Source organism: Paraliomyxa miuraensis (assembly GCF_026337845.1).
GTDB classification, from domain to species: Bacteria; Myxococcota_A; Polyangia; order Nannocystales; family Nannocystaceae; genus Paraliomyxa; species Paraliomyxa miuraensis.
In genome coordinates, this window is the sequence record NZ_JAOVZF010000146.1 from 17,720 (window position 1) to 42,545 (window position 24,826).

Annotated in this window: 18 protein-coding genes and 2 tRNA genes; 10 read left to right on the plus strand and 10 right to left on the minus strand. The window is 70.0% G+C overall.

All coding sequences use genetic code 11. The features are described 5' to 3' along the window. The first annotated feature begins 86 nt into the window (after nt 1-86). Nucleotides 87-686, plus strand: coding sequence for an AmmeMemoRadiSam system protein A (gene amrA / locus OEB96_RS12730; protein WP_266215871.1), 600 nt, complete (start codon nt 87-89; stop codon nt 684-686). Nucleotides 687-713: 27 nt separating this feature from the next. Here amrA and orn read toward each other — a convergent pair whose 3' ends face one another. Genes orn through OEB96_RS12745 form a run of 3 tightly spaced genes read right to left on the minus strand, consistent with a single transcriptional unit; the run spans nt 714 to nt 3,562 of the window. Beyond that, nucleotides 714-1,280, minus strand: a complete 567-nt coding sequence (gene orn, locus OEB96_RS12735) for an oligoribonuclease (RefSeq protein WP_266215872.1) — start codon at nt 1,278-1,280, stop codon at nt 714-716. A gap of 18 nt (nt 1,281-1,298) precedes the next feature. Continuing rightward, entirely contained in the window at nt 1,299-2,522 is a 1,224-nt protein-coding gene (locus OEB96_RS12740; RefSeq protein WP_266215873.1) for a hypothetical protein, read from the minus strand. Continuing rightward, on the minus strand, nt 2,522-3,562 hold the full coding sequence (locus OEB96_RS12745) for a threonine ammonia-lyase (RefSeq protein ID WP_266215874.1): 1,041 nt from the start codon (nt 3,560-3,562) through the stop codon (nt 2,522-2,524). Before OEB96_RS12745 ends, OEB96_RS12740 begins: the two co-directional genes overlap by 1 nt. 86 nt (nt 3,563-3,648) lie before the next feature. Here OEB96_RS12745 and OEB96_RS12750 point away from each other — a divergent pair, with 86 nt between their 5' ends. After that, nucleotides 3,649-4,395, plus strand: a complete 747-nt coding sequence (locus OEB96_RS12750; RefSeq protein ID WP_266215875.1) for an MYXO-CTERM sorting domain-containing protein — start codon at nt 3,649-3,651, stop codon at nt 4,393-4,395. A 4-nt stretch (nt 4,396-4,399) separates the two neighbouring features. Here the strand turns inward: OEB96_RS12750 and OEB96_RS12755 are convergent, their stop codons facing one another. Next, nucleotides 4,400-5,671 (minus strand): geranylgeranyl reductase family protein, encoded by a 1,272-nt coding sequence (locus OEB96_RS12755; RefSeq protein ID WP_266215876.1) that lies wholly within the window; start codon nt 5,669-5,671, stop codon nt 4,400-4,402. A 14-nt stretch (nt 5,672-5,685) separates the two neighbouring features. Then, complete coding sequence (locus OEB96_RS12760; protein WP_266215877.1) at nt 5,686-7,044, minus strand: RNA ligase family protein; 1,359 nt, start codon at nt 7,042-7,044, stop codon at nt 5,686-5,688. 318 nt (nt 7,045-7,362) lie between these two features. On the opposite strand from OEB96_RS12760, the gene OEB96_RS12765 reads away from it, so the two are divergent. The 3 genes from OEB96_RS12765 (at nt 7,363) to OEB96_RS12775 (ending at nt 11,546) form a co-directional block, all read left to right on the plus strand. Next, complete coding sequence (locus tag OEB96_RS12765; RefSeq protein ID WP_266215878.1) at nt 7,363-8,022, plus strand: RNA polymerase sigma factor; 660 nt, start codon at nt 7,363-7,365, stop codon at nt 8,020-8,022. Between the two features lie 156 nt (nt 8,023-8,178). Further along, nucleotides 8,179-11,214, plus strand: a complete 3,036-nt coding sequence (locus OEB96_RS12770; protein WP_266215879.1) for a protein kinase domain-containing protein — start codon at nt 8,179-8,181, stop codon at nt 11,212-11,214. Further along, entirely contained in the window at nt 11,211-11,546 is a 336-nt protein-coding gene (locus tag OEB96_RS12775) for a hypothetical protein (protein WP_266215880.1), read from the plus strand. The genes OEB96_RS12770 and OEB96_RS12775 overlap by 4 nt, the downstream gene beginning before the upstream one ends. Before the next feature lie 70 nt (nt 11,547-11,616). Here OEB96_RS12775 and OEB96_RS12780 read toward each other — a convergent pair. The 3 genes from OEB96_RS12780 to OEB96_RS12790 form a co-directional block, all read right to left on the minus strand. After that, a tRNA-Pro gene (locus OEB96_RS12780) sits at nt 11,617-11,692 on the minus strand. A 16-nt stretch (nt 11,693-11,708) separates the two neighbouring features. After that, a tRNA-Pro gene (locus OEB96_RS12785) sits at nt 11,709-11,785 on the minus strand. Between the two features lie 60 nt (nt 11,786-11,845). After that, nucleotides 11,846-12,997: an elongation factor Tu gene (locus OEB96_RS12790; RefSeq protein WP_266215881.1), complete on the minus strand. Its 1,152-nt coding sequence runs from the start codon at nt 12,995-12,997 to the stop codon at nt 11,846-11,848. A 1,149-nt stretch (nt 12,998-14,146) separates the two neighbouring features. On the opposite strand from OEB96_RS12790, the gene OEB96_RS12795 reads away from it, so the two are divergent. Both OEB96_RS12795 and OEB96_RS12800 read left to right on the plus strand, forming a co-directional pair. Continuing rightward, entirely contained in the window at nt 14,147-14,689 is a 543-nt protein-coding gene (locus OEB96_RS12795) for a hypothetical protein (RefSeq protein ID WP_266215882.1), read from the plus strand. Between the two features lie 42 nt (nt 14,690-14,731). Further along, the gene (locus OEB96_RS12800; protein WP_266215883.1) at nt 14,732-16,366 is read left to right on the plus strand and encodes a hypothetical protein; all 1,635 of its coding nucleotides are present in this window, start codon (nt 14,732-14,734) and stop codon (nt 16,364-16,366) included. A gap of 9 nt (nt 16,367-16,375) precedes the next feature. Here OEB96_RS12800 and OEB96_RS12805 read toward each other — a convergent pair whose 3' ends face one another. Then, entirely contained in the window at nt 16,376-17,161 is a 786-nt protein-coding gene (locus OEB96_RS12805; protein WP_266215884.1) for a hypothetical protein, read from the minus strand. Between the two features lie 321 nt (nt 17,162-17,482). Between OEB96_RS12805 and OEB96_RS12810 the strand changes: the two genes are divergently transcribed. Both OEB96_RS12810 and OEB96_RS12815 read left to right on the plus strand, forming a co-directional pair. Beyond that, nucleotides 17,483-21,415 (plus strand): serine/threonine-protein kinase, encoded by a 3,933-nt coding sequence (locus OEB96_RS12810; RefSeq protein WP_266215885.1) that lies wholly within the window; start codon nt 17,483-17,485, stop codon nt 21,413-21,415. Continuing rightward, on the plus strand, nt 21,412-22,128 hold the full coding sequence (locus tag OEB96_RS12815) for a glutathione S-transferase family protein (RefSeq protein ID WP_266215886.1): 717 nt from the start codon (nt 21,412-21,414) through the stop codon (nt 22,126-22,128). Before OEB96_RS12810 ends, OEB96_RS12815 begins: the two co-directional genes overlap by 4 nt. 124 nt (nt 22,129-22,252) lie before the next feature. On the opposite strand, the gene OEB96_RS12820 is transcribed toward OEB96_RS12815, so the two are convergent. Beyond that, the gene (locus OEB96_RS12820; protein ID WP_266215887.1) at nt 22,253-22,996 is read right to left on the minus strand and encodes a DUF6875 domain-containing protein; all 744 of its coding nucleotides are present in this window, start codon (nt 22,994-22,996) and stop codon (nt 22,253-22,255) included. A 248-nt stretch (nt 22,997-23,244) separates the two neighbouring features. Between OEB96_RS12820 and OEB96_RS12825 the strand changes: the two genes are divergently transcribed. Beyond that, a complete protein-coding gene (locus OEB96_RS12825; protein ID WP_266215888.1) occupies nt 23,245-24,798 on the plus strand; it encodes an NAD(P)/FAD-dependent oxidoreductase in 1,554 nt (517 codons plus the stop codon). The last annotated feature ends 28 nt before the right edge of the window (nt 24,799-24,826 follow it).

The window sequence follows — 24,826 nt, forward strand, 5'->3', positions numbered from 1 at the left end:
GTGCGGGCATCTCGACGCCGACCCTACACCATTTCGCGCGCGGGTCGGCATGGCCAAGGGCAGTGGATCGAGGCAAGATCGAAGCCGTGAAACCGGGGATCCCCGAGGCTGGTCTGACGACGCAAGGGCAGCTGTCGCCGATCAGCCGGCGCTGGTTGCTGGCGTCGGCTCGGCATGCGCTGACGGAGGCGATGGGCGTGCCCACGACGCCGATCGATCCCCCGCCGGCCGACCCCGGGCTCGACGAGCCCTCGCGCTTGTTCGTGTCGTGGCACCAGGGCGAGCGCCTCGTCGGCTGCATCGGAACCCTCGAGCCGCACCGCTCGCTGCGCGACGGCGTGCGGTACTTCGCGGTGCAAGCCGGGCTGCACGATCCGCGCACGCCGGTGCCTCGGCCCGACGAGCTGCCGCGGCTGCACGCGTCGATCTCGGTGCTCACGCCACCCGAGCCGATGGACGAGCAAGGGCTCGAGGCGATCACCGCCGCGCTCGTGCCCGGCCGCGATGGCCTGGTGCTCCACGACGACGCGCGACGGGCCGTGTTCCTGCCCGTGGTGTGGGAGAGCCTGCCCGAGCCCACGCAATTCGTGGCGGCGCTGTGCCGCAAGGCGGGGATCGACGCGGCCCGGCGCGGGCCGTGGGTTCGTGGCGAGCGCTTCTACGCGATCGAATTCGCCGAGTCCTAGGGACCGCCGGACTCGGGCCCGTGGCCGCTACGGCGCGCGAAACAGCGTGGTGCGATAGAACCGCAGCTCTTCGATCGACTCGCGGATGTCGTCGAGCGCTCGGTGGGTCTCGCGCTTTGGCGGCGGCTTGAGGTCGGGATACCAGCGGCGCGACAGCTCCTTGAGCGACGACACATCGACCATCCGGTAGTGCAGGAACGCATCGAGCCGGGGCATGTAGCGCGCGATGAAGCGTCGATCCTGGTGGATCGAGTTGCCGCACAGCGGTGAGGCCCCCGCCTGCGTCCAACGGGCCAGGAGCTCGAGGGTCTGACGCTCGGCCTCGGCCTCGTCGATGGTCGACGCGCGCACCTGCTCGGTCAGCCCGCTGTCGCCGTGATGACGCGTGCACCACTCGTCCATGGCATCGAGCACGGCGTCGGGCTGGTGCACCACCAGGTCGGGACCCTCGACCAAGACCTCGAGGTCGGCGTTGGTGATGATGGTCGCGATCTCGAGGATGCGGCAGGCGTCGGGGTCGAGGCCCGACATCTCCATGTCGATCCACACCAGCGGGGCCGGTTCCTGGCTCGGCGCTGCGGTCTGCTCGGTCACCGGGGAACCTTACACGATTCAGCGCACGCCCAGCAGATCGGCCAGCGCCCCCCGAACCCACGCGGGGTGATCGTAGTCGGCCGCATCGCTGTCGACCCGGGGAGCCACGATCCGGGCCACCACGTGCTCGATGGGATCGTGGGCCTCGGCGGGACGCTCCACCAGGTGCAGGCGCACGCGCTCGGGACAGCCGTCGCAGCGGGGCACCTTCCCGGTCTGGCCTGCGTAGGCCGAGGTCACGTCGTGGTGCGTCACCTCGATCACGTCGTCGACCTCGACCGCATAGCCCTCCTGATCGTACTCCCCGGCCCGCACCATCTTGAAGGCCAGGCCGTAGAGCAGGTGGGTGGCGGCCTCGAGCGCCTCGACCTCGCGCGGCAGTCCATCGAGCTCGAGATCGACGCTGCCGAAGCGACGCATGCCCCGGGTGGTGAGCCGCACGGAGCCCTCGCCGTTGCGCTCGTCGGGGAACGGCACCACCACGACCTGGTCGGCCACGTTGCCCACGGTCGACTGCAGGCGACGAGCCGTGAACGCCTCCACGCCCATGGTCTCGCCGGTGTCGGGATCGTGGACCAGCGCCTTGCGATCGATGGCGACGATGCGCACCAGGGTCTGGAGCAGCCGCAGCCCGCGGATCCCGTAGCGGTTGCGGTAGTGGGCCCGCAACACCAGGGCGTGGCGACGGGCGGGCAGGCTCGTGCGCTCCGCATCGGTGAGGGCCCGCGTCGAGATCGGATCGCGCAGCACCTCGAGCGGTATGAGCGGCTCCTCGCCCGCGGGCGCCACTGGCAGCAGGTCCAGGTGCAGGCCGAGCAGATCGCGGTGGCGGATCTCGTCGCGCTCGCTGGGATCGAGCGAGGGATCGCCCTGAGGTGGGCGTGGCTCGGTGGCGACCATCTCGAGCAACAGCTTGGCCTCGGGCTCGTCATCGGCCCCGGCCAGGGCCTTGCGCACCAGCTCGGCCAGCGCCTCGCGGTCGAGCGCGTGGCCCGAGCCCTCGGTCAGCAGCAGCAGATAGGCCTGGCTGGTGCGATCGGCGAACACCACGTGGTGCGCCGACTCGTTGCGCTCGGCATCATCGTCGTCGTCGGCCGTCGGCGGCACCGCAACGGCCCCATCGGCCGCCGGCTCGGTGCCCTGCGCCTTGGGGGTCTGTGCGCTCCCGCCGTCGTCGCGCTTGGCGGGGCAGCCGGCCAGACCCACGACCAATCCCAGCCTGATGAGCGAGCGCGACGGCATCAGGCGGTTCCTCCATGCATGGTGAGCAGCGAGGCGACCAGAGCAGGGTCGACGTTGCCGCCCGAGAGGATCACGCCGATCCGGCGCGGAGGTTCCTGGTCCGATCGCTGGCGCTGGTCCTGGCCCGGCACGAGGCCCGCCAGCGCCACCGCGAGCCCGGCGGCGCCCGAGGGCTCGACCAGCACCTTGCCGTGCACCAACAGCGACACCAACGCGGGACCGAGCTGCTCGTCGCTCACGCGAAACGATCCGGCCAGGTGGGCCTGGGCGATCGCGAAGTTGAGGCGCCCCACCATGGTTGGCTTGAGGCCATCGGCCAGCGTGGGTCCGGGCGGCACCGCCACCCGTCGTCCCGCCTCGAGGCTGCGCGCCATGGCATCGCAGCCGTGCGGCTCCGCGCCGTAGACCTTGGTGCCGGTGGCCGCCGCCGCCAGGCACGCGCCAGCGATCAGGCCTCCGCCCCCCACGGGCACCAGCAGCGCATCGAGGGTGCCGCCGCCGGTGCGCACCGCCACCTCGTCGAGCAGCTCGAGCGTGGCCGTGCCCGCGCCCGCCACGATGTGCGGGTGATCGAACGGCTGGACTACGGCCCCCCCGGTGCGCTCGGCCAGCTCGAGGGCGACCGCCTTGCGCTCGTCGGACGTGGTGCCGGCGAAGATCACCTCACCGCCCAGGGCGGAAACCCCCGCCACCTTGATCGCAGGCGCGTCGGTGGGCATCACGATCGTGGCCCGACAGCCGTAGCTGCGCGCGGCCAGGGCCACCGCCTGCGCGTGGTTGCCCGAGCTGAACGTGATGATGCCGCGGTCGCGCTCGCCTCGAGTCAGGTGCCCCACCGCGTGCATGGCCCCGCGCGCCTTGAAGGCGCCGATCCGCTGGAGGTTCTCGGCCTTGAGCCACAGCTCGACCCCGGCGCGGGCATCGAGCGCCTCGATGCGCAGCACCGGCGTTCGATGCACGCGACCGTCGATGCGGGCTGCGGCCGCCCGCACGTCCTCCACGGAGAGGGAAGGCAGCGGCTCGAGTTCGTCGTCGGGCATCGGGCGCCAAGGCTAGCAGCTCGACGAGCGTCGTCGAAGGGCACGCGCTCCCCGAATCCCGTCGCCCCGTGCTACCGTCGGCCACCATGACTTGGACCTGGCTCCGCTCCTCGCTGGTTGCGTCGACGCTCCTGATTCCCGCCACCGCCTGGGCCGGAGGCATGGGAACCGGCACCGGCACGGGAACCGGCACCGGCACCGGCACCGACACGGGCTCGGGCACCGACACGGGCTCGAGCACCGGCTCCGACTCCGGCTCCGGCAGCAGCTCCACGGGCGAGCCGTGCAGCGAGTGCGAGCCCTCCACGGACGTGGTCCAGATCGTCAGCCCAGCCGATGGCGCCACCGTTGGTGCGACCACCGACGTCCGCGTCACCGCGCCCTACACGTGCTCGTGCGACGGCTGCGTGTGCGGCCCGCGACCGCCGTTCAGCATCAACATCCGCGTCGATGGCATGACGGTGACCAACTGCCAGAGCGGTGACGAAGGCTGCGACACCGAGGACATGATCTTCACGGTGGGGCTGATGCCCGGGACCCACACCCTCGACGCGGCCGCCGACGTCAACGGTCAGGTGCAGTTCTCCGCGCCCATCGAGGTGACCGTACCCGGCAGCGCGGGCGACGACACCACCGGGAGCCCGCCTCCTCCGCCTCCTCCGCCGGCCTCCACCGGCTCTTCGAGCGACGGCTCGGGCAGCACGGGGTCTGGAGCCACCGACGCTGGGGGTGGCGGCTGTGGCTGCCACACCGGACCACGCGAACCGGCGGGCTTGCTCGCGAGCATGCTCGTGCTGCTGGGCCTCGGGACTCGTCGCCGTCGACGCCAGTAAGAGCTCAATCGAGCAAGCGCGCCGCCCAGGTGCACCAGCGCGCCCGCTGCGTGGCCTCGGCCGGATAGCCACGGTAGAGGCCCTGCGCCGCGACCATGCGAGCGGCCACGGGAGCGAACCTCGCGGCGAGTCCCGGCGCGCGCAACAGCCTCCGCGCCTTGCCGAGCAGCTGCGACAGCGGCAACGGAGGCAGCTCCTGTCGCAGCGCCGCGATCGCCGAGGCCTCGTCGAGCAGGCCCCCCTCGATCATCCGCTCGACCTCCGACACCGACAGGCCCTGCGAGAACCGCCGAAACGCGTCGTAGGCGGCAAACAGCCCGCCGTAGCGTCGCTGCCACCGCACGGCATAGCGCTCGGGATCTCCCCCCTCGGCCAGGGTGTCGGCCAACAGCCTCGCCGCGAGCAGGCCCGCGGCGATCCCCGAGCCGTGCGCCGAGAACACCTGACCCGCCGCGTCACCGACGAGCGCCACGGGACCCTCGGCCAGCACGTCGCGCGGCCGCCCGAGCGGCACCGCTCGCGCCCCTCCGAAGCGCCGCGCCCCGATCCACGGGTGCTCGGCCACGAACTCGTCGAGCAGGCGCTGACCCGATGGATGCCCCAGCGCGGGAATGCTGCCGGTCAGGATCCCGACCGAGTCTCCCTCTACCCGCACCGAGACGATCGAGTACCCGCCCGCCACACTGGTGAAGCACAGCGTGTGTCCCTCGCTCGCCTCGTGCTTGGCCAGCCACGCGCGTGCCGCCTTTGGATCCGCGAGCGCGTGGACCTGCTGGGCCGCCGCGCACAGATCGGTCCGCGGCACCGGAGCCTGTCGCAGCAGGCGAGCCCCCGACAGGCCCGAGGCATCGACGATCCACCGCGCGTCGATCGCCTCGTCGGCGAGCCGCAGCCGCGTGCCCTCGATCCCGGTGATCTCCACCTCGCCGCGGAGCCGGGCCCCGGCCGAGCGGGCGAGATCCTGCAGCCGCTCTACCAATCGAGGCATGTCCACCTCGAGCAGCCCGTGCCCCCGAAGGGTGAGCCGCGAAGGGCCCCAGCCCACCACGAGATGGAACACGTGATCGGCCGCGCGAAGCTCCTCGCCCTGGGGCGGCTGCAAGCCCGCCTCGCCAAAGGCCCACGCGGGCACGCCGTTGACCCACCGCGCCCCCGCCTCGTGGAGCGGCCGACGATCCACGCAGATCGTCGACAGCCCCCGCTCGGCACACAGGGCCGCCACCGCCGCCCCGGCCGTACCCGCGCCCACGATCGCCACGTCGACCACGTCGATCATGGGCGCGGTGGTTATCACGCCATGGCCCGCGCCCGAAACCACCGCTGGGCGGCCTGCCCCACGGCCTTGGCGACCTGCTTCCACTCGAGTCCCGCCGCGGCGAGCTCGGCGGCGCTCTCCTTTTGCACGTCTCGTCCGATCCACTGGAGGAACGGGCCAGTATGGCGCATGTCGGCCTGGCCGGCGCACACCTGCTCGAGGCCCTGCTCGAGCCGCGCCGGGGTGACCATCAGCTCCACGAAGCCCTCGATGCTCCGCACGACCTCGGGGTCGATCTGCGCCGGCCGCTTCTGCCGGTTGACCCGATGCTCCTCACCCTTGGCCTTGAACATGAGCGGCACGTAGCGATCGCGATCGGTGGTGCCATCGTCGTCGAACTCGACGCCCTCCACCGGGTAGAGCACCACGCCCTCGCCCAGACCCTCGAGCCCGAAGATCTCGGCCACCCAGGGATCGGTGGCCTCCACGTCGGCCACCAGCGCATCGATCTGCTCGGCCTGCACGCGCAGCCGCTCGGGGTCGGAGAAGTCGAGCTCGGTGGGCTCGCCGTGCCACGGCAGCACGAACACGTCGGGGTGCTCGGGCAAGAGCGCTCGCAGCCGCTCCGGCTCGACGAGCAGCCGCGCCGCCTCCCGCTCGGGATCTCCCAGGGCGGGATAGAGCTGCACCGCGAACACGGCCAGCACGTTGCGCTCGACCTTCGAGATCGCCGTGCGCTTTTGGATCCCGCGCCCGCACCACTCGCCGAAGATCACCGCGCGGCCGAGCCGGGCGTGCAGCCCCGCGCTCCACTCGGCGTTGGCATGCACCCAGGCCGCAAAGCCGTAGTTGTCGTCATCGGGCGTGAGCAGCCGCGTGCGGCTCTGCGCCGCGAAGCCGCCCGGCAACGCGTGGATCGCCGCGTTGGTGCCGTCGACCTTGACCTTGGCGCGGTAGCTCACCCGGGGCAGCGGCGTCCCCATGGCCTCGGCGTTCGACTGCAACCCAAAGCGCACCGCATGGAGCTGCTCGATGCTGGCCCACTTGATCAGCGGCACGCTGGGCGTGCCCTCCGAGGGCCCGTCTCCATCCTGGGCCCCATCCCCAGAGCAGTAGCGATCGCTGAGATCCTGGCCCGCTGGATCCTGCACCCGGCCCAGGGCCATGCCGAACGAGTCCACGCCGCGCAGTCGACTCTTGCGGATCTTGGTGCCGTCCTCGAGCACCGTCCCCACGCGAGCAATGGCGACCACGTCGCCCACGGCGTACTGGTCGTCGAGGTTGGCCACCACCACCAGCCCCGACGATCCGGGCGCCTCGAACTCGTAGATGCGCAGGGAGTCGGCGTTGGGATGGTCTTGTACACGGGTGACGGTCATTGCGAGCACGGACATGATGGTCCTCCGGTTCGAAGGGGGTGGTACGAAATGGCAATCCTCGATCCGCCCGTACCGACGAGCGGGCTTCGAAAGCAGAAGAGCCACCGGGTCTCCCAGGTGGCTCCACGTGCGCTCGAATGGCCGATTGGGCTGCGTTCAAGCGGGTGGAGCCAGGCCTCCCGTGGAAACCTCGTACTCTCCTCGATGACCTTGCTGGCGCGAGACGACCACATGGCGCTCGGCGAAGACCACTGGGGCCTCCGCGAGATCGATGTGAGCGTTGGTGCGCAAGGTCGACATGGTGTCGACTTCGGATAGCAATGGTCGGCGGCGATGTCAAATGCAATCGACGCGGTGATACCGTTGCATGCGGTGGCTGGCGACCCGGAGCTCCTTGCTGCGTGGCGCGAGGGTGACTCGCGTGCCGGACAGGAGCTGTTCGCCCGCTACTTCGAGCCCGTGTCACGGTTCTTCGCCAACAAGGTGAGCACCGACCACGAGGATCTCATTCAGGAGACGTTCGAGGCATGCCTGCGTGGGCGTGATCGACTGCGCAACGACGGTAGCTTTCGCTCCTACCTGTTCAGTGTCGCCTTCAACGTGCTCAAGGTCTACTTTCGCCGCATGCGGGCCACCGAGCACGTGGGGGAGCTGGGCTCGGCATCGATCCACGACATCGCGCCCGGGCCCAGCACCCTGGTGGGGGCGGCCCAACAGGAACAGCTCCTGCTCGACGGGTTGCGCCGGATCCCCATGGACCTTCAGGTCGTGCTCGAGATGAGGTACTGGGAGGACATGAGCTCCACCGAGATCGGTACCGCGCTCGGAATCCCGGCCGCGACGGCCCGATCCCGGCTGGTCCGCGGGCGGGAGCTCCTCGAGCGCGCGATTGCGCAGCTTCCCGCCAATCCCCACACCCGCGACAGCACACTGGCCGAGCTCGAGGACTGGCTCGACCGCATTCGGGCCACACTGCAAGTGGTCCCCGCTTGAGCAGCGTTCGCTCGAAACTCGACGAAATTCACCAGTCCGGCGTCAACACCCGCGCGGCTACACGCACTACTCCTTCGAGCGATGCCTGCGAAGACCTCATGGTCGACCTCCGAAGGTCACCAGGGCCACGGCGACCCGGCTGGAGTCGGGCGCCCCGTGCGAGCCAAGCCGAACGTCGAGGACACCATCATCGCGCGCGAAACGCTGGACGACAGCCGCGAGGACGAGCCCGCCCGGCGTGGGGTCGACATGCGGCTGCAGCGTGACGAGGTGTTCGCTCGACTGTTCGGCTCGCCGGGAGAGCAGCGCATCGGGCGATACCTCGTGCACGGCACGCTCGGCCAGGGCGGCATGGGCAAGGTGCTGCGGGCTCACGACGAGACCCTCGGTCGCGACGTCGCGCTCAAGGTGCTCCACGATGGCCGCGGCGGAAAGCAGGGGCAGCGGCTCCTGCGCGAGGCCCAGGCGCTGGCCCAGCTTGCCCATCCCAACGTCGTTCGTGTCTATGACGTCAGCGAGGTCGACGGGCGCCTGTGCATGGCCATGGAGCTGGTGCGAGGTACGTCGCTCGATCGCTGGCAGCGACGACCGCGCTCCTGGACCGAGGTGCTTCAGGTCTACCTTCAGGCGGGCCGGGGGCTTGTTGCCGCTCATGCCCAGGGCCTGGTGCATCGAGACTTCAAGCCCGCCAATTGCATCCTCGACGAGCAGGGCTTGGTGAAGGTGCTCGACTTCGGCCTCGCGCGGGGTGTGGGTACCGAGCCCGAGTCCACGGTCGCACCGGTGGACGTCGAGCGGGCTCAGGAGGCCGAGGTCACCGCCGAGGAGAGCCTGCGAGCCTCGCGATCGCAGCGCATGCTCAACCTGTCGCTGACCCGAACCGGGACCATGCTCGGGACCCTGGCCTACATGGCCCCGGAGCAGCTCATGGGCAAGGCGGCAGAGCCCAACAGCGATCAGTTCGCGTTCTGCGTGTCCCTGCACGAGGCGCTCTACGGGACGCGACCGTTCGCGGGCTCGACCCCGATGTCGATCCTCTACGCGATCCAGTCCCAGGTGCTGGTGGCTCCCGCCGGTCGCCCGAGCCTGCCGCCCGTACCCAAGTGGCTCTACGAGGTGCTGCGTCGCGGGCTCTCGGTCGCCATCCACCAGCGCTACCCCAGCATGGAGGCGCTGCTCGCCGCGCTCGAGCGCGGCCTGGCCCGACGACGTCGCGTGCGCACCGTGGCCGCATCGGCGACGGTGATGGCAGGGCTGGGCGTCGTGCTCTACGCCTCCGGCGTGTTCCAGGGCGAGCAGCCCTGCGAAGGCCTGAGGGACGCGTCCATGCCGGCATGGTCGGCCGAGCAGCGCCACATGGTCGGTACGGCGATCGAGCGCTCGGGCCTGCCCGACGCCGCGCGTACGCGAGAGCGCGTGGAGGAGCACCTCGATGCCTATGCCTCTGCGTGGGTCGAGGCCCGAGTCGACGCCTGCGAGGCCACCTGGGTGAGACACGAAGCGGGCGAGCAGGCTCTGGCCCGACGCATGGCCTGCCTCGCCGATCGCCTCACCTATGTGCAGGCCACCGTCGAGGAGCTCTCGCTCGCCGACGCACGCGTGGCCGCGCATGCGGTGGGCGCCCTCGAGGAGATCCCCTCGCTCGAGCCCTGTGCCGACGCAGAAGCGCTGCTGCGTGGTCCTGCGCCAGTGCCCTCCGAGCACGCCGAGCAGGCCGCCAAGATCCACGAGCTCATTGCACGCTCGTGGGCAATCGGGGCCACGGGGCACGACGAGCGTGGCATGGACGCGGCCGAGCACGCGGTCGAGGCCGCCGAGGCGATCCCCGAGGCCCCCGGGCTGCGGCTCGAGGCGCGATTCAACCGCGGGCACCTGCTCCGCGAGATGCGGCAGTGGGCTCGCGCCCGACAGGACCTCGAGTCCGCGCTCGAGCTCGCCGAGGCGCTCGGTGACTCCATGCGAGCGATCGAGACCTTGAACGAGCTGGTGCGCGCGGCCGTTGCCGATGACGACGCATCGGCCGCGAGCGCCTGGCTCGCCGCCATCCGCGGCAAGCTGGCCCGACTCGACCACCAGCCACGCATGGCGGCGAGGCACCGGCTGCAAGAAGCCATGGTCGCGCTGGTCAACGAGCGACTCGACGACGCGCTGGAGATGGCCGAGCAAGCGGTTCGCATGCACGAGACGCTCGAGCAACGCGGTGACACGGCCCACGCCGAGGCGCTCATGACCCTCGGCGAGATCTACATCCAGCGCAACGAGCTCGACCGGGCGCACGAGACGTTCGAGCAGGTGCGCCGCATGAGCGACGAGAGCGGGAACCTCCCCCAGCTGGCCATCTCGCTCCAGGACCTGGCCTATCTCGAGTATGCGGGCGGGCGCTTCCCCGAGGCCCGCACCCTCGTCGAGACCGCGCTTGCCACCTACGCCACCTTCGATCGGGCTGGTGACAAGGCCATGCTGCGACCGCGCTTGTTGCTGGCGCAGATCCACCGCATGGAGGGCAAGCTCGACGCCGCCGTCGAGCAGGCCCTGCTGGTCCAGCGAGACGTCGACGAGCACGTCTCTCCCCAGATCCGCGGCGAGGCGGCCAACTTGCTCGGTGCCCTCTACCAAACGCGTGAAGACCCGGCGCGAGCCCTCGTGCACTATCGCGAGGCCCGTGAGGCCTACGAGGGCGTGCGAGCTCCCAATCGCGTGGACTTGGCGATGATCGACAGCAACATGGCCGATTGCCTGGCGGCCAGCGGTGAGCATGCGCTGGCGCTCACGCTCTACGATCAATCGCTGGCCGTGCTCACGGTCGACACGGCCCCCGATGACCCGCGTCGCGCCTATCCCTTGTTCGGGCGCGGAAAGGTGCGGCTCGAGCTGGGCGAGCGCGCGGCGGGCATCGCCGACCTGCGCAAGGTCCTCGCGCTGACCTCCGCGCTCGAGCAGGACCCCTCCCTGGGTGCGGGGCTGCGGTGGACGCTGGGCCAGGCCCTCCGGGTCGAGGGCGCCGCCCCCAGCGAGGAAGACTCCCGTGAAGCCGGACGCCTCGTTCGCCAGGCCCGAGACGCCTACGCAGGCGCCGGCTTCACCGAATTCGTGGCCGATCTCGACGCCTGGCTCGACGCCTGCGGACGGCCGTGCGCACCCCTTCCCGAGCAAACAATCGTTGATCACCCCAAGAAGAACGAGGACCCATGAGCACGATCGTGACGATCGAAGTGAACTGTGACGACACCACTCATCTGTACTGGAGGCAGCAAGGCTCCGGATCGTGGACACAGCTCTCCGACAGCATTCCGAATGCCCCCACCATCACCGTCAACAGCTCGAGCACGGTGACGTTCGTGTTCGTTCAGTACTCGGGCTCCAACGAAGACGTGATCTACAAGGACGGGATCGGCGGCACCCCGCAGCTGCCACCTCAGTCCAAGAACGTCGACCCCGGCGAGACCGAGCTCGTGTTCTTCGCGGAGAGGGCGGCCACTCCGCAGTGGTATGGGGGCTACGTGAAGGTGTCGCCCGGCCGCTAGCGCTCGAACGCTCGCATCGACATGCCCCATGCCGATGCGAGCGACCGAGGAAGGCGGAGGGTGATGGCAATGGTCGGGCTGGCAGGACTCGAACCTGCGCTCTCGTGCTCCCCGAGCACGCGTCCTGGCCGCTGGACTACAGCCCGAATGTCAACCGTTGAATGGTCGGCGTGGCAGGATTCGAACCTGCGCCCTCCTGCTCCCGAAACAGGTGTCCTGGACCGCTGGACTACACGCCGATGTTCCTGGTCGAGCCGGGAGCGACCCCTTCGATGGGGCCGCCCCCGGCTCGATGTCGTTCACCCGCCGACCTCGGTCACGAAGCCGGCGCCCACGGTGCGCCCACCCTCGCGGATGGCGAACCGCATCCCGGGCTCACAGGCCACGGGCTTGTCGAGGCGGAAGGCAATCTCCGCGCGCTCGCCGGGGCTCACGCTGCCGCGCTCGCCCACGTCGAGGGTGGCCGACACGTCCGCCGCCCCGAAGTGGAGCTGCGGGCGGTAGCCGGTGCCGAACGGAGTGTGGCGCCCGCCTTCCTTGGCGCTGAGGGTGATCACCTCGGCCTTGCCCGTGGCGTGGGGCCGCAGGCTGCCCGGTGCGATGACCACCTGACCACGCTCCACCCCGTCGCGCTCGACCCCGCGGAGCAAGAGCCCCACGTTGAGGCCGGCGTCGGCCGACGGAATGTTGCGGTGGAACGCCTGGATGCCGGTCACGACCGCCGACACCGCCTTGCCCTCGCTGCGACCCACCACCTCGATGGTGGCCCCCAGCGGAAGGCATCCCCGCTCCACTCGACCGGTCACCACCGTGCCGCGCCCGGGGATCGTGCAGACCCCCTCGATGGGCATGAGGAACGGCGCCTCGAGGTCGCGCGTGGGAACGGGAAAGCGCGTGTCCATCACCTCCACCAGCTGCTCGATGCAGGCCTCGTCGGTGCCCTGCAAGGCTCGCAGCGCCGAGCCCCGCACGAACGGCACGTCGTGATAGCCATAGGCGCCGAGCAGCTCCTGCACCTCGAGCTCGACCAAGTCGAGCATCTCCTGGTCGGCGATGTCGACCTTGTTGACGAACACGACGAGGTGCTCGACCCCGACCTGCCGCGCGAGCACCACGTGCTCCCGCGTCTGCGGCTGCAGGCCCTGGCTGCCGTCGACCAGCAGGATCGCCCCGTCCATCTGCGAGGCACCCGTGATCATGTTCTTGACGTAGTCGGCGTGGCCGGGGCAGTCGATGTGGGCGTAGTGACGGGTCGCCGACTCGTACTGCACGTGCGAGGCGTTGATGGTGATCCCCCGCTCCTTCTCCTCCTTGGCGTTGTCGATCTCGTCGAAGGCCCGCGCGTGACCCCCGTGTCGCGAGGCCATCGCCTTGGTGATGGCCGCGGTGAGGGTGGTCTTGCCGTGGTCGACGTGTCCGATGGTCCCAACGTTGATGTGCTGCTTGTTCATGGGTCTTGCCTGCTTCACTGCTGACGAAGGAATCGATCGGCCCTCGCATCGTGCTCGCGGCAGGAGCACGCACGTGGACCCCGGGCCCCGGCACCGCGCTCGCACTCGGCCGCGGTGCCGGGGCCCCCGCATCCGACACGACGGTGACGCGGCGACGAACACGGCGACGATCCCTCGGGTCGTCACCGCCTCGGCTCGCGATCGTCCTTCCCATCGCTGGGGGTGAGCACCAGGCCCACCGCGCGAGCGAGAGGCCAAAGCCTGGGCTTCAGCGCTCGGTGTTGCTCGCGGGACTACGCGTCGTCCGGCTCGTGTCGGGCGTCGTCGAATGCCGCCAATCGGCTCTCGACGCGCGAATTCGGGGGTTTGGTCCTACCAGCCCAACTGGCCGGTTACGCCGCGGTTGCTGGCAGCGCCGAATCCGAGCGTCCGCCCTGCGGGAGCAGGCCGACGCGCAGATCGAGCATCTGTCGCTTCGCGGTCATGATGACCTTTCATGCGCCATGCCCGTCGATGCGTCAAGGAGAATTTTTCGCGGACCGTGCTTCGAATGGCGAGGACGTGCGGTCCGAGCCGCGAGGAGTGGTGCATGGATGCGGTTGCACGACGGACAGTCGCGACTCGATACTCGTTGCAGGTGATCGCGTGAACGACCCCCACCAGCGCACGGCCAGAGCGTTCGCGCCGACCATCGCCCCCACGAATGCGATGGCCGATCGCGAGGCCGAGCCGTTGGCCACGGCTGCGACGATCCCCCCGACCGCCAACCCCTCGGGCCACGCCCCCACGATGCTCGGGCTCGAGGCCGCGGCGCCGGGCGCCTCGAGCTTCGGCACCGACCCAACCGTGTACGGCCTCGAGGCCACGCCAGCGCCGGCATCGGCGAGCCCATCGAGCCCATCGAGGTTCGGCACCGACCCCACCGTGTACGGCCTCGAGGCCGCGCCAGCGCCGGCACCTGCGAGCCCATCGAGGTTCGGTACCGACCCCACCGTGTACGGCCTCGAAGCCGCGCCAGCGCCGGCACCTACGAGCCCATCGAGGTTCGGTACCGATCCAACCGTGTACGGCCTCGAAGCCACGCCAGCGTCGGCACCTGCGAGCCCATCGAGCCCATCGAGCCCATCGAGGTTCGGCACCGATCCAACCGTGTACGGCCTCGAGGCCACGCCAGCGTCGGCACCCGCGAGCCCGTCGGGCTTCGGCACCGATCCAACCGTGTACGGCCTCGAGGCCACGCCAGCGTCGGCACCCGCGAGCCCATCGAGCTTCGGCACCGATCCCACCGTCTACGGCTTGCCCACCGATCCCCCCGTGATGGCCGCTCCTCCAATGCCGTCCGGTCCGCCCACCGCGTACCCCGTGACGTCGGCGCCCGCGATGATGCCCGCTCCCGCGCCCGGAGTCCCGTCTCCCTCGCGGCGCCCGATCGTGATCGCGGGGATCGTCACCGCCGCGCTCGGGATCGGTGGGCTGGCATGGCTGGCCGCGCGCAACTCCCCGTCGTCCCCGACCTCCGTCGAGGCGTCGGGCCCTGACCCCGCCGCTCCCGCGAGCGCTGGCCCCGAACGCGAGACCAAGCGCTCGTCGAAGCCTCCGCCCGATCCCGAGCCGGGGAAGGTCGACGAGGGCGAGGGAGGCGGCGGTCGATCGCGACCGGGACGACGACTGGTCCGTCGCCTGAGTCGCTGAGCGCTGGTGCACGCGCCCACACGCGGCTCGTCCATGCTACCAATGGGCCACCGCGGGCTCGTCTCGCCCGATCGGCCGATGCACCTCGCCGCCCGACGCCTCTCGCTGCTGCTCTGCGCGCTGCTGCTCCCCGGCTGCGGCAAGCTCGAGGCGTTGCTGGGCCTCGACGAGGACCCGCCTCCTCCACCGCCCCGACCTGCCGCGGCCGCCGAGGCGGATCCATCGGCCGAGCCCGTCTCGGCGCCGCCCGAGCCCCTGGTGCGCGCGAGCCAGAAGCTTCGCTTCCCCGGCAAGAGCGGCGAGCACATGGGCTTCGACCTCGACAAGCTCTCCAAGGTGTATGCGCTGGCAGGTGCGGTGGAGCGCCCCGAGTGGTCGAGCCCCGGCGAGGGCAGCGAGCGACTCGTTCGCGACGACGATCTGCACACCGCGTGGAGCTGCCGTCCCTCGTCCGAGAGCGGCTGCGCCCTCGGCATCCACTTCCCCGTGCCGGCCGAGGTGGAGGCGATACGCCTCTACGCGCTCCCTCCCGGTGATGGCCCGGCCCGCGCGCGACCCAAGCGGATCCGCGTACACACCACGCAGGGCTGGGCCGAAGCCCGGCTCGCCGACGAGGACCGGCTCTGGCACGTGCTGCTCGGCGAGCCCGTGCAGACCCGCAACCTCAGCGTGGAGATCATGGAGACCCATGGCGAGGGTCCCGTGCAGCTGGCCGAGCTCGAGGTCTACGGCCGCACCGGCACCCCGCGCGATCCGCTGGCGATCACGCTCGCGCACACGGTGGTGGCGTTCGATCCACCCGTGTGGCGCAAGAAGCTACGCACGCACTCGGCCGGACGAGCCTTCCTCGAGCGGGTCGACGCGGACGGGCGCCTGCAGCGGCTCTTGCCCGGTACCGCACTGGTGGGCCGCACGGGCGATCGACTGCTGCTGATCGAGCAAGCCACGTGGTCCACGTGCGACGATCACCAGGGCGCCTACTCGCTGCTCGACACCCACACGCGGGTGCTGGTCCCGCTGGGCGACATGGGGGGCTTTGGCGGACGCGTGTTTCGCCACACCGAGGGCCTGGGCTTCGGCATCGGCCGCGTGGAGGGCGACGACGCCAAGGTCGAGGCGATCGTGCTCGACGAAGGCGTCTACGAGCGCCGCACCACCGGTCGCCTCGACCAGCGAGCGCCCGCCCAGATGCTGGCCGACTGGGACATCGAGGGTGCTCCTTTGGCCACCGATCCGTCGGGCACGCTCGCATCGCCTCCGCCGGGCTGCGAGCCCGCGTCGGCGACCTCGCTCGCTGGCCTGCGCCCCCACCTGCCCAAGCGCACCTCGCTCGATGCCACGCAGTGGACCGCGTGTAGCCTGGGCGATGACCACCAGCTGCTGATCAGCACGGGCGGCCCCTGCGGCAAGCAATGGCAGGTCGTGGTGCTCGGCAGCGAAGGCGCTCTGCTGGGCCGGCGCTCGGGCAAGGAAGCGGGAACCCACGTGCGCCTGCGGCGGCTCGACGAGTCCTCGATGCTGATCGAGCTGTGGGGCGCCGACGATCGCCCACGCTTGCTGCTGGCCGAGCTCGGCCTGGTCGACGTGGGTACGATCACCGGGCTGTCGCTGCGTCCACCGATCGCGTGCCGCACGCGCTGCGACACGAGCTTCGAAGACCTGGGGCCGGGGAGCTGAGCCCGAACCCTAGAGCGGCCCCACCACCGCGGCCCAGAGCTCGAGCAGCACCCAGATCGCGCAGCAGGCCGCCGCCGCCTCGAGCAGCACGCGCCACAGCGGCCAGCGCTCGCGGTCCTCGTCGATGCGGATCACCAGCGGCAAGCCCACCAGGAAGTAGGCGGAGTAGCCCAGCGATCCGAAGCGCAGCATCTTGGCCTTGTCGGCGTAGGCGAAGTAGTCCGACAGGCCGTCGTTGGCCATGGCGAAGGTCTCCATCCATGCGATGCCGTAGCCGAGCACCAGCACCACGAGCACGCGACCGAGCCAGCCCCGGCCGACCGACCCGCCGAGCTTGCGCAGCGCGACGGGGGCGGCCACGAAGTAGGTCACGAAGTAGGCCTGCGTCAGCGGGTACATGAACACGGGGACCGTCTGCGACGAGCGCCCCATGTCGGCCTGCAGCGTCCACGTGACGGGAAAGCTGTAGCGCATGCCCATCAGGTCGAAGAAGTAGTGGGTGCCCACGTAGGTGCCGAAGAACACCAGCACGAACACCCATGCGTTGAGCTTGAACCACCAGCACTCCCAGACCGGCCGCCCGCGATCGGGACGACCCGGCCACAGCCACGGGCCCACGACCGCGGCTGCCCCGAGCGCGATCGAGAACAGCAGGTAGCCTCGGTCGCCCCAGGTGTGGATCCAGCCGGTGACGATCACCAGCGCGACCGCGAGCATCCAGGCGGCGCTATAGCCCAGCAGCCAGCGCTCGGCCCAGGCCTTGTCGGGGTTGGGAGAGAACCAGGACGAGGCCATTGCGGGCCCGGATGGTATCAGCGCAGCGCGGAGCGCCCATGCCGAAAGCCCGTCCGTAGTTACGCCGTTTTTGCGTCGCCTGCGCGAGGTCGCTCGTACGCAAATGTCCGGGATCACCGTACACGCATCTGCGGGTTGCCCCATCCGGACACTCCGAAACGGGACACATGGGGCGACGGCCTCAGACTCGACCGCACGTTGTCCGAGGCGTTGGTACACTCGCCCCTGAAACACCCCGTGGGTCGACCCCTTCGAGATACCGCCGCGACATCCGGTAGCACGAGCAACTTGCGAAGTGCAGGACCCGGAGATTTCGCAACGATGGTCGGGGCGATCCTCGAGCCGGGCTCCGTCGTGGCCGAGCGCTTCGAGGTGGGCGAGATCATCGACTCGGGCGGCATGGGCAGCGTCTACCGAGCCACCGACCTGCTCGACGATCGACGCCCCATCGCGCTCAAGGTGATCCGGGACCAGCCTACACCTCACAGCTCGCAGACGGGCGAGCCTCCGGAGCCCGGAACATCGCTCGACACCCAGCAGCTGCTCGACAGCTTCCAGCGCGAGGCGGAGCTGCTGGCCAACCTGCGGCACCCCTCGATCGTCCGCTACGTGCACCACGGCCGCACCAGTAGCGGGGCCCCCTACCTGGCCATGGAGTGGGTCGAGGGCGAGGACCTCAAGTCCAAGCTTCGTCGCGAGCCGCTGACGGTGGCCCAAACGCTGCGGCTCGGGCTGCGCCTGGCCGAAGGCCTGGCCGCCGCACACCGCGTGGGGGTGATCCACCGCGACATCAAGCCCAGCAACATCCTGCTGCCCGATGGCAACGTGGACCAGGCCAAGATCGCCGACTTCGGCATCGCGCAGTTCACTCAATTCGTGCTGATTCGGGGTGGTACGCCGGGCTACATGGCCCCGGAGCTGCACCTCGAGCGCTCGCAGATCGATGCTCGCGCCGATGTGTACTCGCTGGGCCTGCTGCTCACGCGCTGCCTGTCGACCACCGAGAGCCGCCCCAGCCTGCAGGGCAGCGAGGATCTCCCCACGGCCACGGTGGTCGAGAAGAGCAGCAGCGCCCAGGTCGTCGACGGCACCACGCTGGGGCTGTCGGTGCCCAACGAGCTCGACGAGCTGCTGCGCCGCATGCTGTCCACCGACCGCAGCCTGCGTCCGGCCCACGGCGGCGTGGTGGCCTCGCACCTGCAGGCGCTGGCCTCCCGCCTCGACCCGGACGACACGTCCGTGCTGTCGGCCCAGGAGAAGCAGCTGGTCGGGTTGATTCGGGTGGAGCTCGATCCCCGGGCGCATCCCTCCCGCGACGCCGTGGCCGAGGTGCTCTCGAAGTTCGGCGCCACCCAGCGCGTGCTGGGCCTGCTGAGCCTGGTCATCACGCTCGAGAGCCGGATCTCCGAGGGCGATCACACCCTGCGCACGGCCCTGTGCGCGCTCGAGGTGCGCCGGGTATGCCCCACCGCTCGCCTCGCCCTGGTGTTGGGCCAGATTCCCCCACAAACGCAGCAGAGCCTGATCACCGCGGCGGAGCGGCTGCTCGACCAGGACGAGCCCACGTCCGACGACGAGGGCGAGCACCCCATCCTCATCGACCCTCGCGCAGCCAACCTGCTCGACGTGCGCTTCGACGTGGAGCGCACCGATGCGGTGTGTCGCCTGCTCCGACCTCGCCGCGAGCTCGCGGCCGGGCGCCTGCTGCTGGGCAAGCCGAGCCCCTGGGTGGGCCGCACCGGCGACGTGGACCGCCTGCTGCTCACCTACCTCGACGCGGTGGCGACTCGCCGCCCGCGGGCGGTGGTCATGCAGGCCGAGGCCGGCATGGGCAAGTCTCGCCTGGTCCAGGAGCTGCTCAGCGGGCTCGAAGCCAGCAACACGCCGCCGCTGGTGTGGATCGCTCGTGGCGACCCGGTGAGCGCAGGATCACCGTTCGCGCTGCTCGCCCAGCTCGTGCACGCGATGGCGGGAATCGCCGAGGGCGAGAGCATGGCGATCCGGCAGTCCAAGCTGCACCGCCGGCTCTCCGAGTACTTCCAGGGCACCGAGCTGCGACGCGTGGAGGCGTTCCTCGGCGAGCTCAGCCGCACCCCCTATCCCAACGAGTTCTGCTTGCCGCTGGTGATCGCGCGCCAGGACCCGCAGTACATGGCCGAGCAGACCCGGCGCGCGTGGGAGGATCTGATCGCGGTTGCGAGCTCCAAGCAGTCGCTGGTGATCGTCCTCGACGACTGCCAGTGGGGCGACCTGGCCACGCTGCGCTACTTCGATCATGCGCTGCGCTCGACGGCCACGGGGGCGCTCACGCTGTTGGTGCTGGCCCGACCAGGCGCCTCTCCCTGGGCCGCGCTCGAGGGCACCCCGGGCTTCTCTCGCTTCCAGCTCGAGCGCCTGTCTGCGAGCGACTGCGCCGCGTTCCTCCAGGAGGTGCTCGGCGACGATCTCTCGCCCAAGCTCGTGCAGCGCATCATCGAGCGCGCCGCGGGCAACCCCCTGCTGCTCGAGGAGCTCGCCCGTGCGGTGGGCCAGCGCGGTGACGAGCAGTTCGGGGGCACCGAGGACACGATCTCGGCCCTGATGCACGCGAGGCTTCAGAGCCTGGGCTTCGACGCGCGCCAGATCCTGCGGGCCGGCAGCGTGTTCGGCCCGGTGTTCTGGCTCGATGGCGTGGTGGCGCTGCGCAAGCGGGGCTCGAGCGCGGCGCTGGTCCGCGAGTGGCTCGAGGAGCTCATCGATCAGGAGCTCGTCGTACGGCGCCCCACCTCGCGCTATCCCGGCGAGGAAGAGTACGAGTTCCACCACCTGTCGATCCGCGATGCGGCCTACGGCATGCTCACCGAGGAGGACACGGTGGCCGCCCACCGCTCGGTGGCACGCTGGCTGAGCGAGCGCGGCGAGAGCAACAGCTACATCCTGGCCGAGCACTTCCGCCTGGGGCAGGAGCTCTCCGAGGCGGTCCGCTTCTACGTGGAGGCCGGACGACAGGCGTTCGCGCGCAACGAGTTCGAGGCGGTCCGCGAGATCACCGATCGTGCCCTGGCCTGTGCGGAGGGCGGCGAGCTGCAGGGCAGCGAGCTGCAGGGCAGCCTCGAGCTGCTGCGAGCCGAGACCGAAGCCTGCCTGGGTCGCCACGCGGAAGCCTCGCGCTTCGCGTTTCGGGCGATGGCGGATCTCACCGAGGGAACGCCATCGTGGCTGGCCGCGGCGGGCGAGGCCAGCCTGGCCAGCGCACGCATCGGCGAGCACGGCCGCGTGCTCGAGGTCATCGAGCACTTCGACGAGATGGACCTGGGTCTGTCGGGCGGAGGGGTGGAGCTGATGGGGATCATCCGCGCGGCGATCCCCCTGGCATCCACGGGCTTTGGAGGGACGGCGCTGGAGGTGCTGGACTCGGTCGAGCGCGCGCTGCAGGCCATCGCCGATCGCAATCCGGACGCCCGCGGCCCCTATCACTCCGCTCGCGCGCTGCGGGCCCTGTGCACGGGCGAGCTGGCGACCACGCTGTTCGAGCTCGAGGCGGCATCGCGAGAGTTCGAGTCCGCGGGGAGCCTGCGCACCGCCTGGGAGCACCGGGCGAGCGCGGGCTACACCTGCCTCGAACTCGGCATGCTGATGCGTGGCGAGGGGCTGCTCATGGAGGTCATCCGGACGACCGAGGGCGTGGGCCTGCACCACCTCAACGCGGTCGCCAAGCACAACCTCGGGCGTCGCCTCGCCGAGGTCGGACGCATCGACGAGGGACGTGCCCTCGAGCGCAGCGCGCTCAAGGCGTTCCAGAACCACGGCAATCGCCGCATGGAGGGCCTGACCCACGCCTTCCTCGGGCGCATCGCGCTCGAAGACGGCGATCCGCTCGAGGCCGAGCTCCACGCGCGGCGCGGCGTCGAGCTGCTCGAGCGCGAGTCGGGTTCGAAGATCGTGGCGCTGTCGACGTTGGCCCAGGTGCTGCTCCACGTCGACCGGCCCCACGACGCCATGGTCTACGCGCAGCAGGCCTTCGATCAGCTCCAGCAGCTCGTGCTCGTGCACGAGGGCGAGTCGCTCACCCGCTTGGCCTATGCCGAGGCGCTGTGGGGCTGCGGAAGGCGAGAGCAGGCCCTGGCCGCCATCGCGGAGGCCCACGCCAACCTGCTCGAGCGCGCCGAGGATCTCGGCGCTGCGGACATGGTCAAGCGCGATTTCTTGCATCGAGTCAGCGAGAACGCAGCCATCCTGCAGCATGCCCAGGAATGGCCAAAGGCCCCCTCATGAACGACACCCAGGCTCCTCTCGACGTCTACACCTTTGGTCCGGCGTGGGACATTCCGGTGCTCACCGCGTCCCCCTTCGGAGTCAAGCTCATCACGTGGTTGCGGATGCAGGACCTGCCGCACCGGGTCCACGTGGAGAACAACCCGGGCAAGGGCCCCAAGGGCAAGTGCCCCTGGGTGATGGTCGATGGCCAGGCCCTCGGAGACTCGGAGATGGTGATCGAGACCATCAAGCAGCGTCGCGGCATCCGGACCGATACCGGGCTCACGCCGCAGCAGCTCGCCCTCGCCACCGCGGTTCGCCTGATGCTCGAGGATCACTTCCACCAGGTGTGGGAGCACGAGCTGTTCATCTTCGACGGCGGCTGGAAGCGAGCCTACGAGTTCTTCGACCAGCTCCCGCCCGGCGTGCGGGTGCTGGTCCGCAACGTGGCCCGCTCGGCGCTGCGCAAGCAGCTCCATGCCCGCGGGGTGGGCCGCCACACGCACGAGCAGATCGTGCAGATGGGCATCGAGGATCTCGACGTCATCGAGACGCTGCTCGGCGACGGACCGTTCTTCTTCGGCGAAGAGCCCCGCGACATCGACGCCACGGTGTTCGGGTTCCTGTCGCTGACCTACTGGACCCCATCGGAGAGCCCGGTATGGGCGAACCTCCGCTCGCGCCGAGCGCTGTGCGACTACTGCGAGCGCATCCGAGAGCGGTACTATTAGCCTCGTCTTGATGGCGGGGCTTCGCAGCCCCGCCCCCGTGCCGGCAAAGCCGTCACGGGGCCCCCTCCCCGGCGGTCGGGCGGAGCCCTCCTGGTTGCTGTAGTGAGATGCTCTCGATGGCTTCTTACTTGGGGGTGGGTTCGTCGTCGTCGTCGGGGACGAGGATGCCGTAGACGGCGGCTTCGAGGCGGTTGGCGACCTCGGGGGTGACGACGTCGTGGGGCGAACGGAGGTAGCCGCCGATGGCGTTGAGCGCCGCGTCGCCAAAGCGCTTGAGGTAGCACTTGAGCTTCGCGTCCGAGTCCTTGAGGAACGCGAGGTCGGTCAGCATCATGTTGCGGACCGCGAGCAAGGGAATGGGGCTGCGCAGCGGCTTGAACTCCTGGTTGTGCAGCCCGGGCTTCTCGCACTCGGCGTGGAACTCCCCGATCATCAGCCCACGCTCGACGAAGGTCTGAGACAGGCTCAGCTGAACATCGTCCACCCACTCGCCCTCGAGGCTGGGGAACAACACCAGCATCGCCTTGAGCCCGGCCTTGGCGCCCATCCGGGGTGGCCGCGACTCGAAGTCCTTCATCGTCTGCATCATCACGGCGTTCATCGAGGGACGTGGATCGGCATCGAACACGTGACACACGGCGGAGTAGAGCAGGCCCTCGCGCATCGCCACCTGGGTGTACGGGCACACGTCGCCGCTGCGCCCCAGGTCCTCGTGGGTGCGACATAGATAGTCCACCGTCCAGCGTGCGACCTCACCGAGCACGCCAAGGTCCGAGGCGTCCACCTCGGTCAGCTCGATCGTCCCGCGGAGGGCTTGCAGCACCTCTCGGAGCGCGACGAACGGAGTCAGCGAGAAGTTGTCGACCACCGCTCCCCGAATCCCAGCGCAGATACGGTACCATGAGGTGATCGTGATCGAGCCCAGAGGTAGGGTCCTTGGCACCACCAGTCCGAGGCTGGACCACCTTCCTCGGGGGCTCTCGGGCGGCGAATCCAACGCGGTGGCCCGTGACGGGCCGGCGGTGTCCGAGAGGACTCGAACGCACACGTGACTCCGGGGGCGGGGGATTCCCTGACCCCCCACGCTCTGCGGGGCCATGCGAAGATTTGGGGCTCGTGGACATCCACATGACCACCGACCCGTCCTCCCTTCCTCCTCGACGCACCCGCGTCCTCGTGATCGGCGGCGGCCCTGGCGGCTCCATGGCCGCGATCTTGCTCGCTCGCGAGGGCATGGAGGTCACGCTCCTCGAGCGCGACCAGTTCCCGCGCTACCACATCGGAGAGTCGCTGCTGACGTCGGCGATCCCGGTGCTCAAGTTCGTGGGGCTGTACGAGCGCATGGAAGCGCACGGCTTCGTTCGCAAGCACGGGGGCTACTTCACGCTCAAGGAGGGGGCGCCTCCGGGCCACATCGACTTCCGCAAGGTCAGCGTCCACCAGCACTCCTATCAGGTGATCCGCTCGGAGTTCGATCACCTGCTGCTGCAGTACGCGGCCGAGATGGGCGCCCAGGTGTTCGAGCGAACCGCGGTCACCGGCGTCGACTTCGAGGGCGATCGACCGGTGCGTGCGCGCTGGCAGCAGCAGGGCGGCAGCAGCGGGGAGCTCGAGTTCGAGTACGTGATCGACGCCTCGGGCCTCTCGGGCCTGCTGTCGACCAAGGTGCTGCACAACCGCAAGTTCCAGCCCGCCTTCGCCAATGTGGCGGTGGGCAGCTACTGGAAGGGCTACGACGAGTACGTCGCGCCCGACGGCACCCCGCAGGAGGGGCGCTTCTTCATGGAGGCGCTGCGGGACGGCTCGGGCTGGATCTGGGCGATCCCGCTGCACGACGGCACCATGAGCGTGGGCGTGGTGATGCATACGGACGAGTTCCAGCGCCTGCGCACCGCACTTCCGACCGAGGGGGCCGAAGGCGGGGCCGACGTGGAGGCGATCTACCGCCATGGCATCGACAAGGCGCCGCACCTGCGCAACATGCTGGCCAAGGCCGAGATGACCAAGCCGGTCCAGACCTGGCGCGACTACTCGTACATCGCCGACACCTTCTCGGGACCGGGCTACCGGCTCGTGGGCGACGCGGCGGCGTTCATCGACCCGCTGTTCTCCACCGGGGTGCACCTGGCGTTCCTGGGAGCGGTCTCGGCGGCCGCGTCGATCGCGGGGCGGCTACGCGGAGAGCTCGACGAGGACGCGGCGATCGGGTTCCACGACCGCTGCATCCGCAAGGCGTACGTGAACTTCGCGATCATCGTGTCGGGGATGTACAAGCAGATCCGGCGTCAGGACGAGGTGGTGCTGTACGGCATCGCACAGACGGACTTTCGCGCGGCCTTCGATGTGATCCTCCCGCTGATCTCGGGGAGCGCGGATCTCGAGGGGGATGCGGTGGATCCGAACACCATCGATCGGGCGGTGAGCTTTGCGATCGAGATGGTCAACGAGCGGGCGCAGCTCGGCACCGAAAATCCGGCGGCGCGGCTGCTCGTGAAGAAGGGGAGCGTGCACGAGGACCTCACGGCGGAGCCGGATCAAGCGGTGGGAGGGTGGTACATCCGCATGGAGCGGGGCCGGCTCGGCCTGGCGCAGGTGGTCGAGCAGGAGAAGATCGACAAGGAGAAGCAGCAGCTGACCAACGAGCTGCTGGAGGTGGCCCAGAGCAGCTAGTCCCAGGACGCGAGGCCGCGGGTGGCTC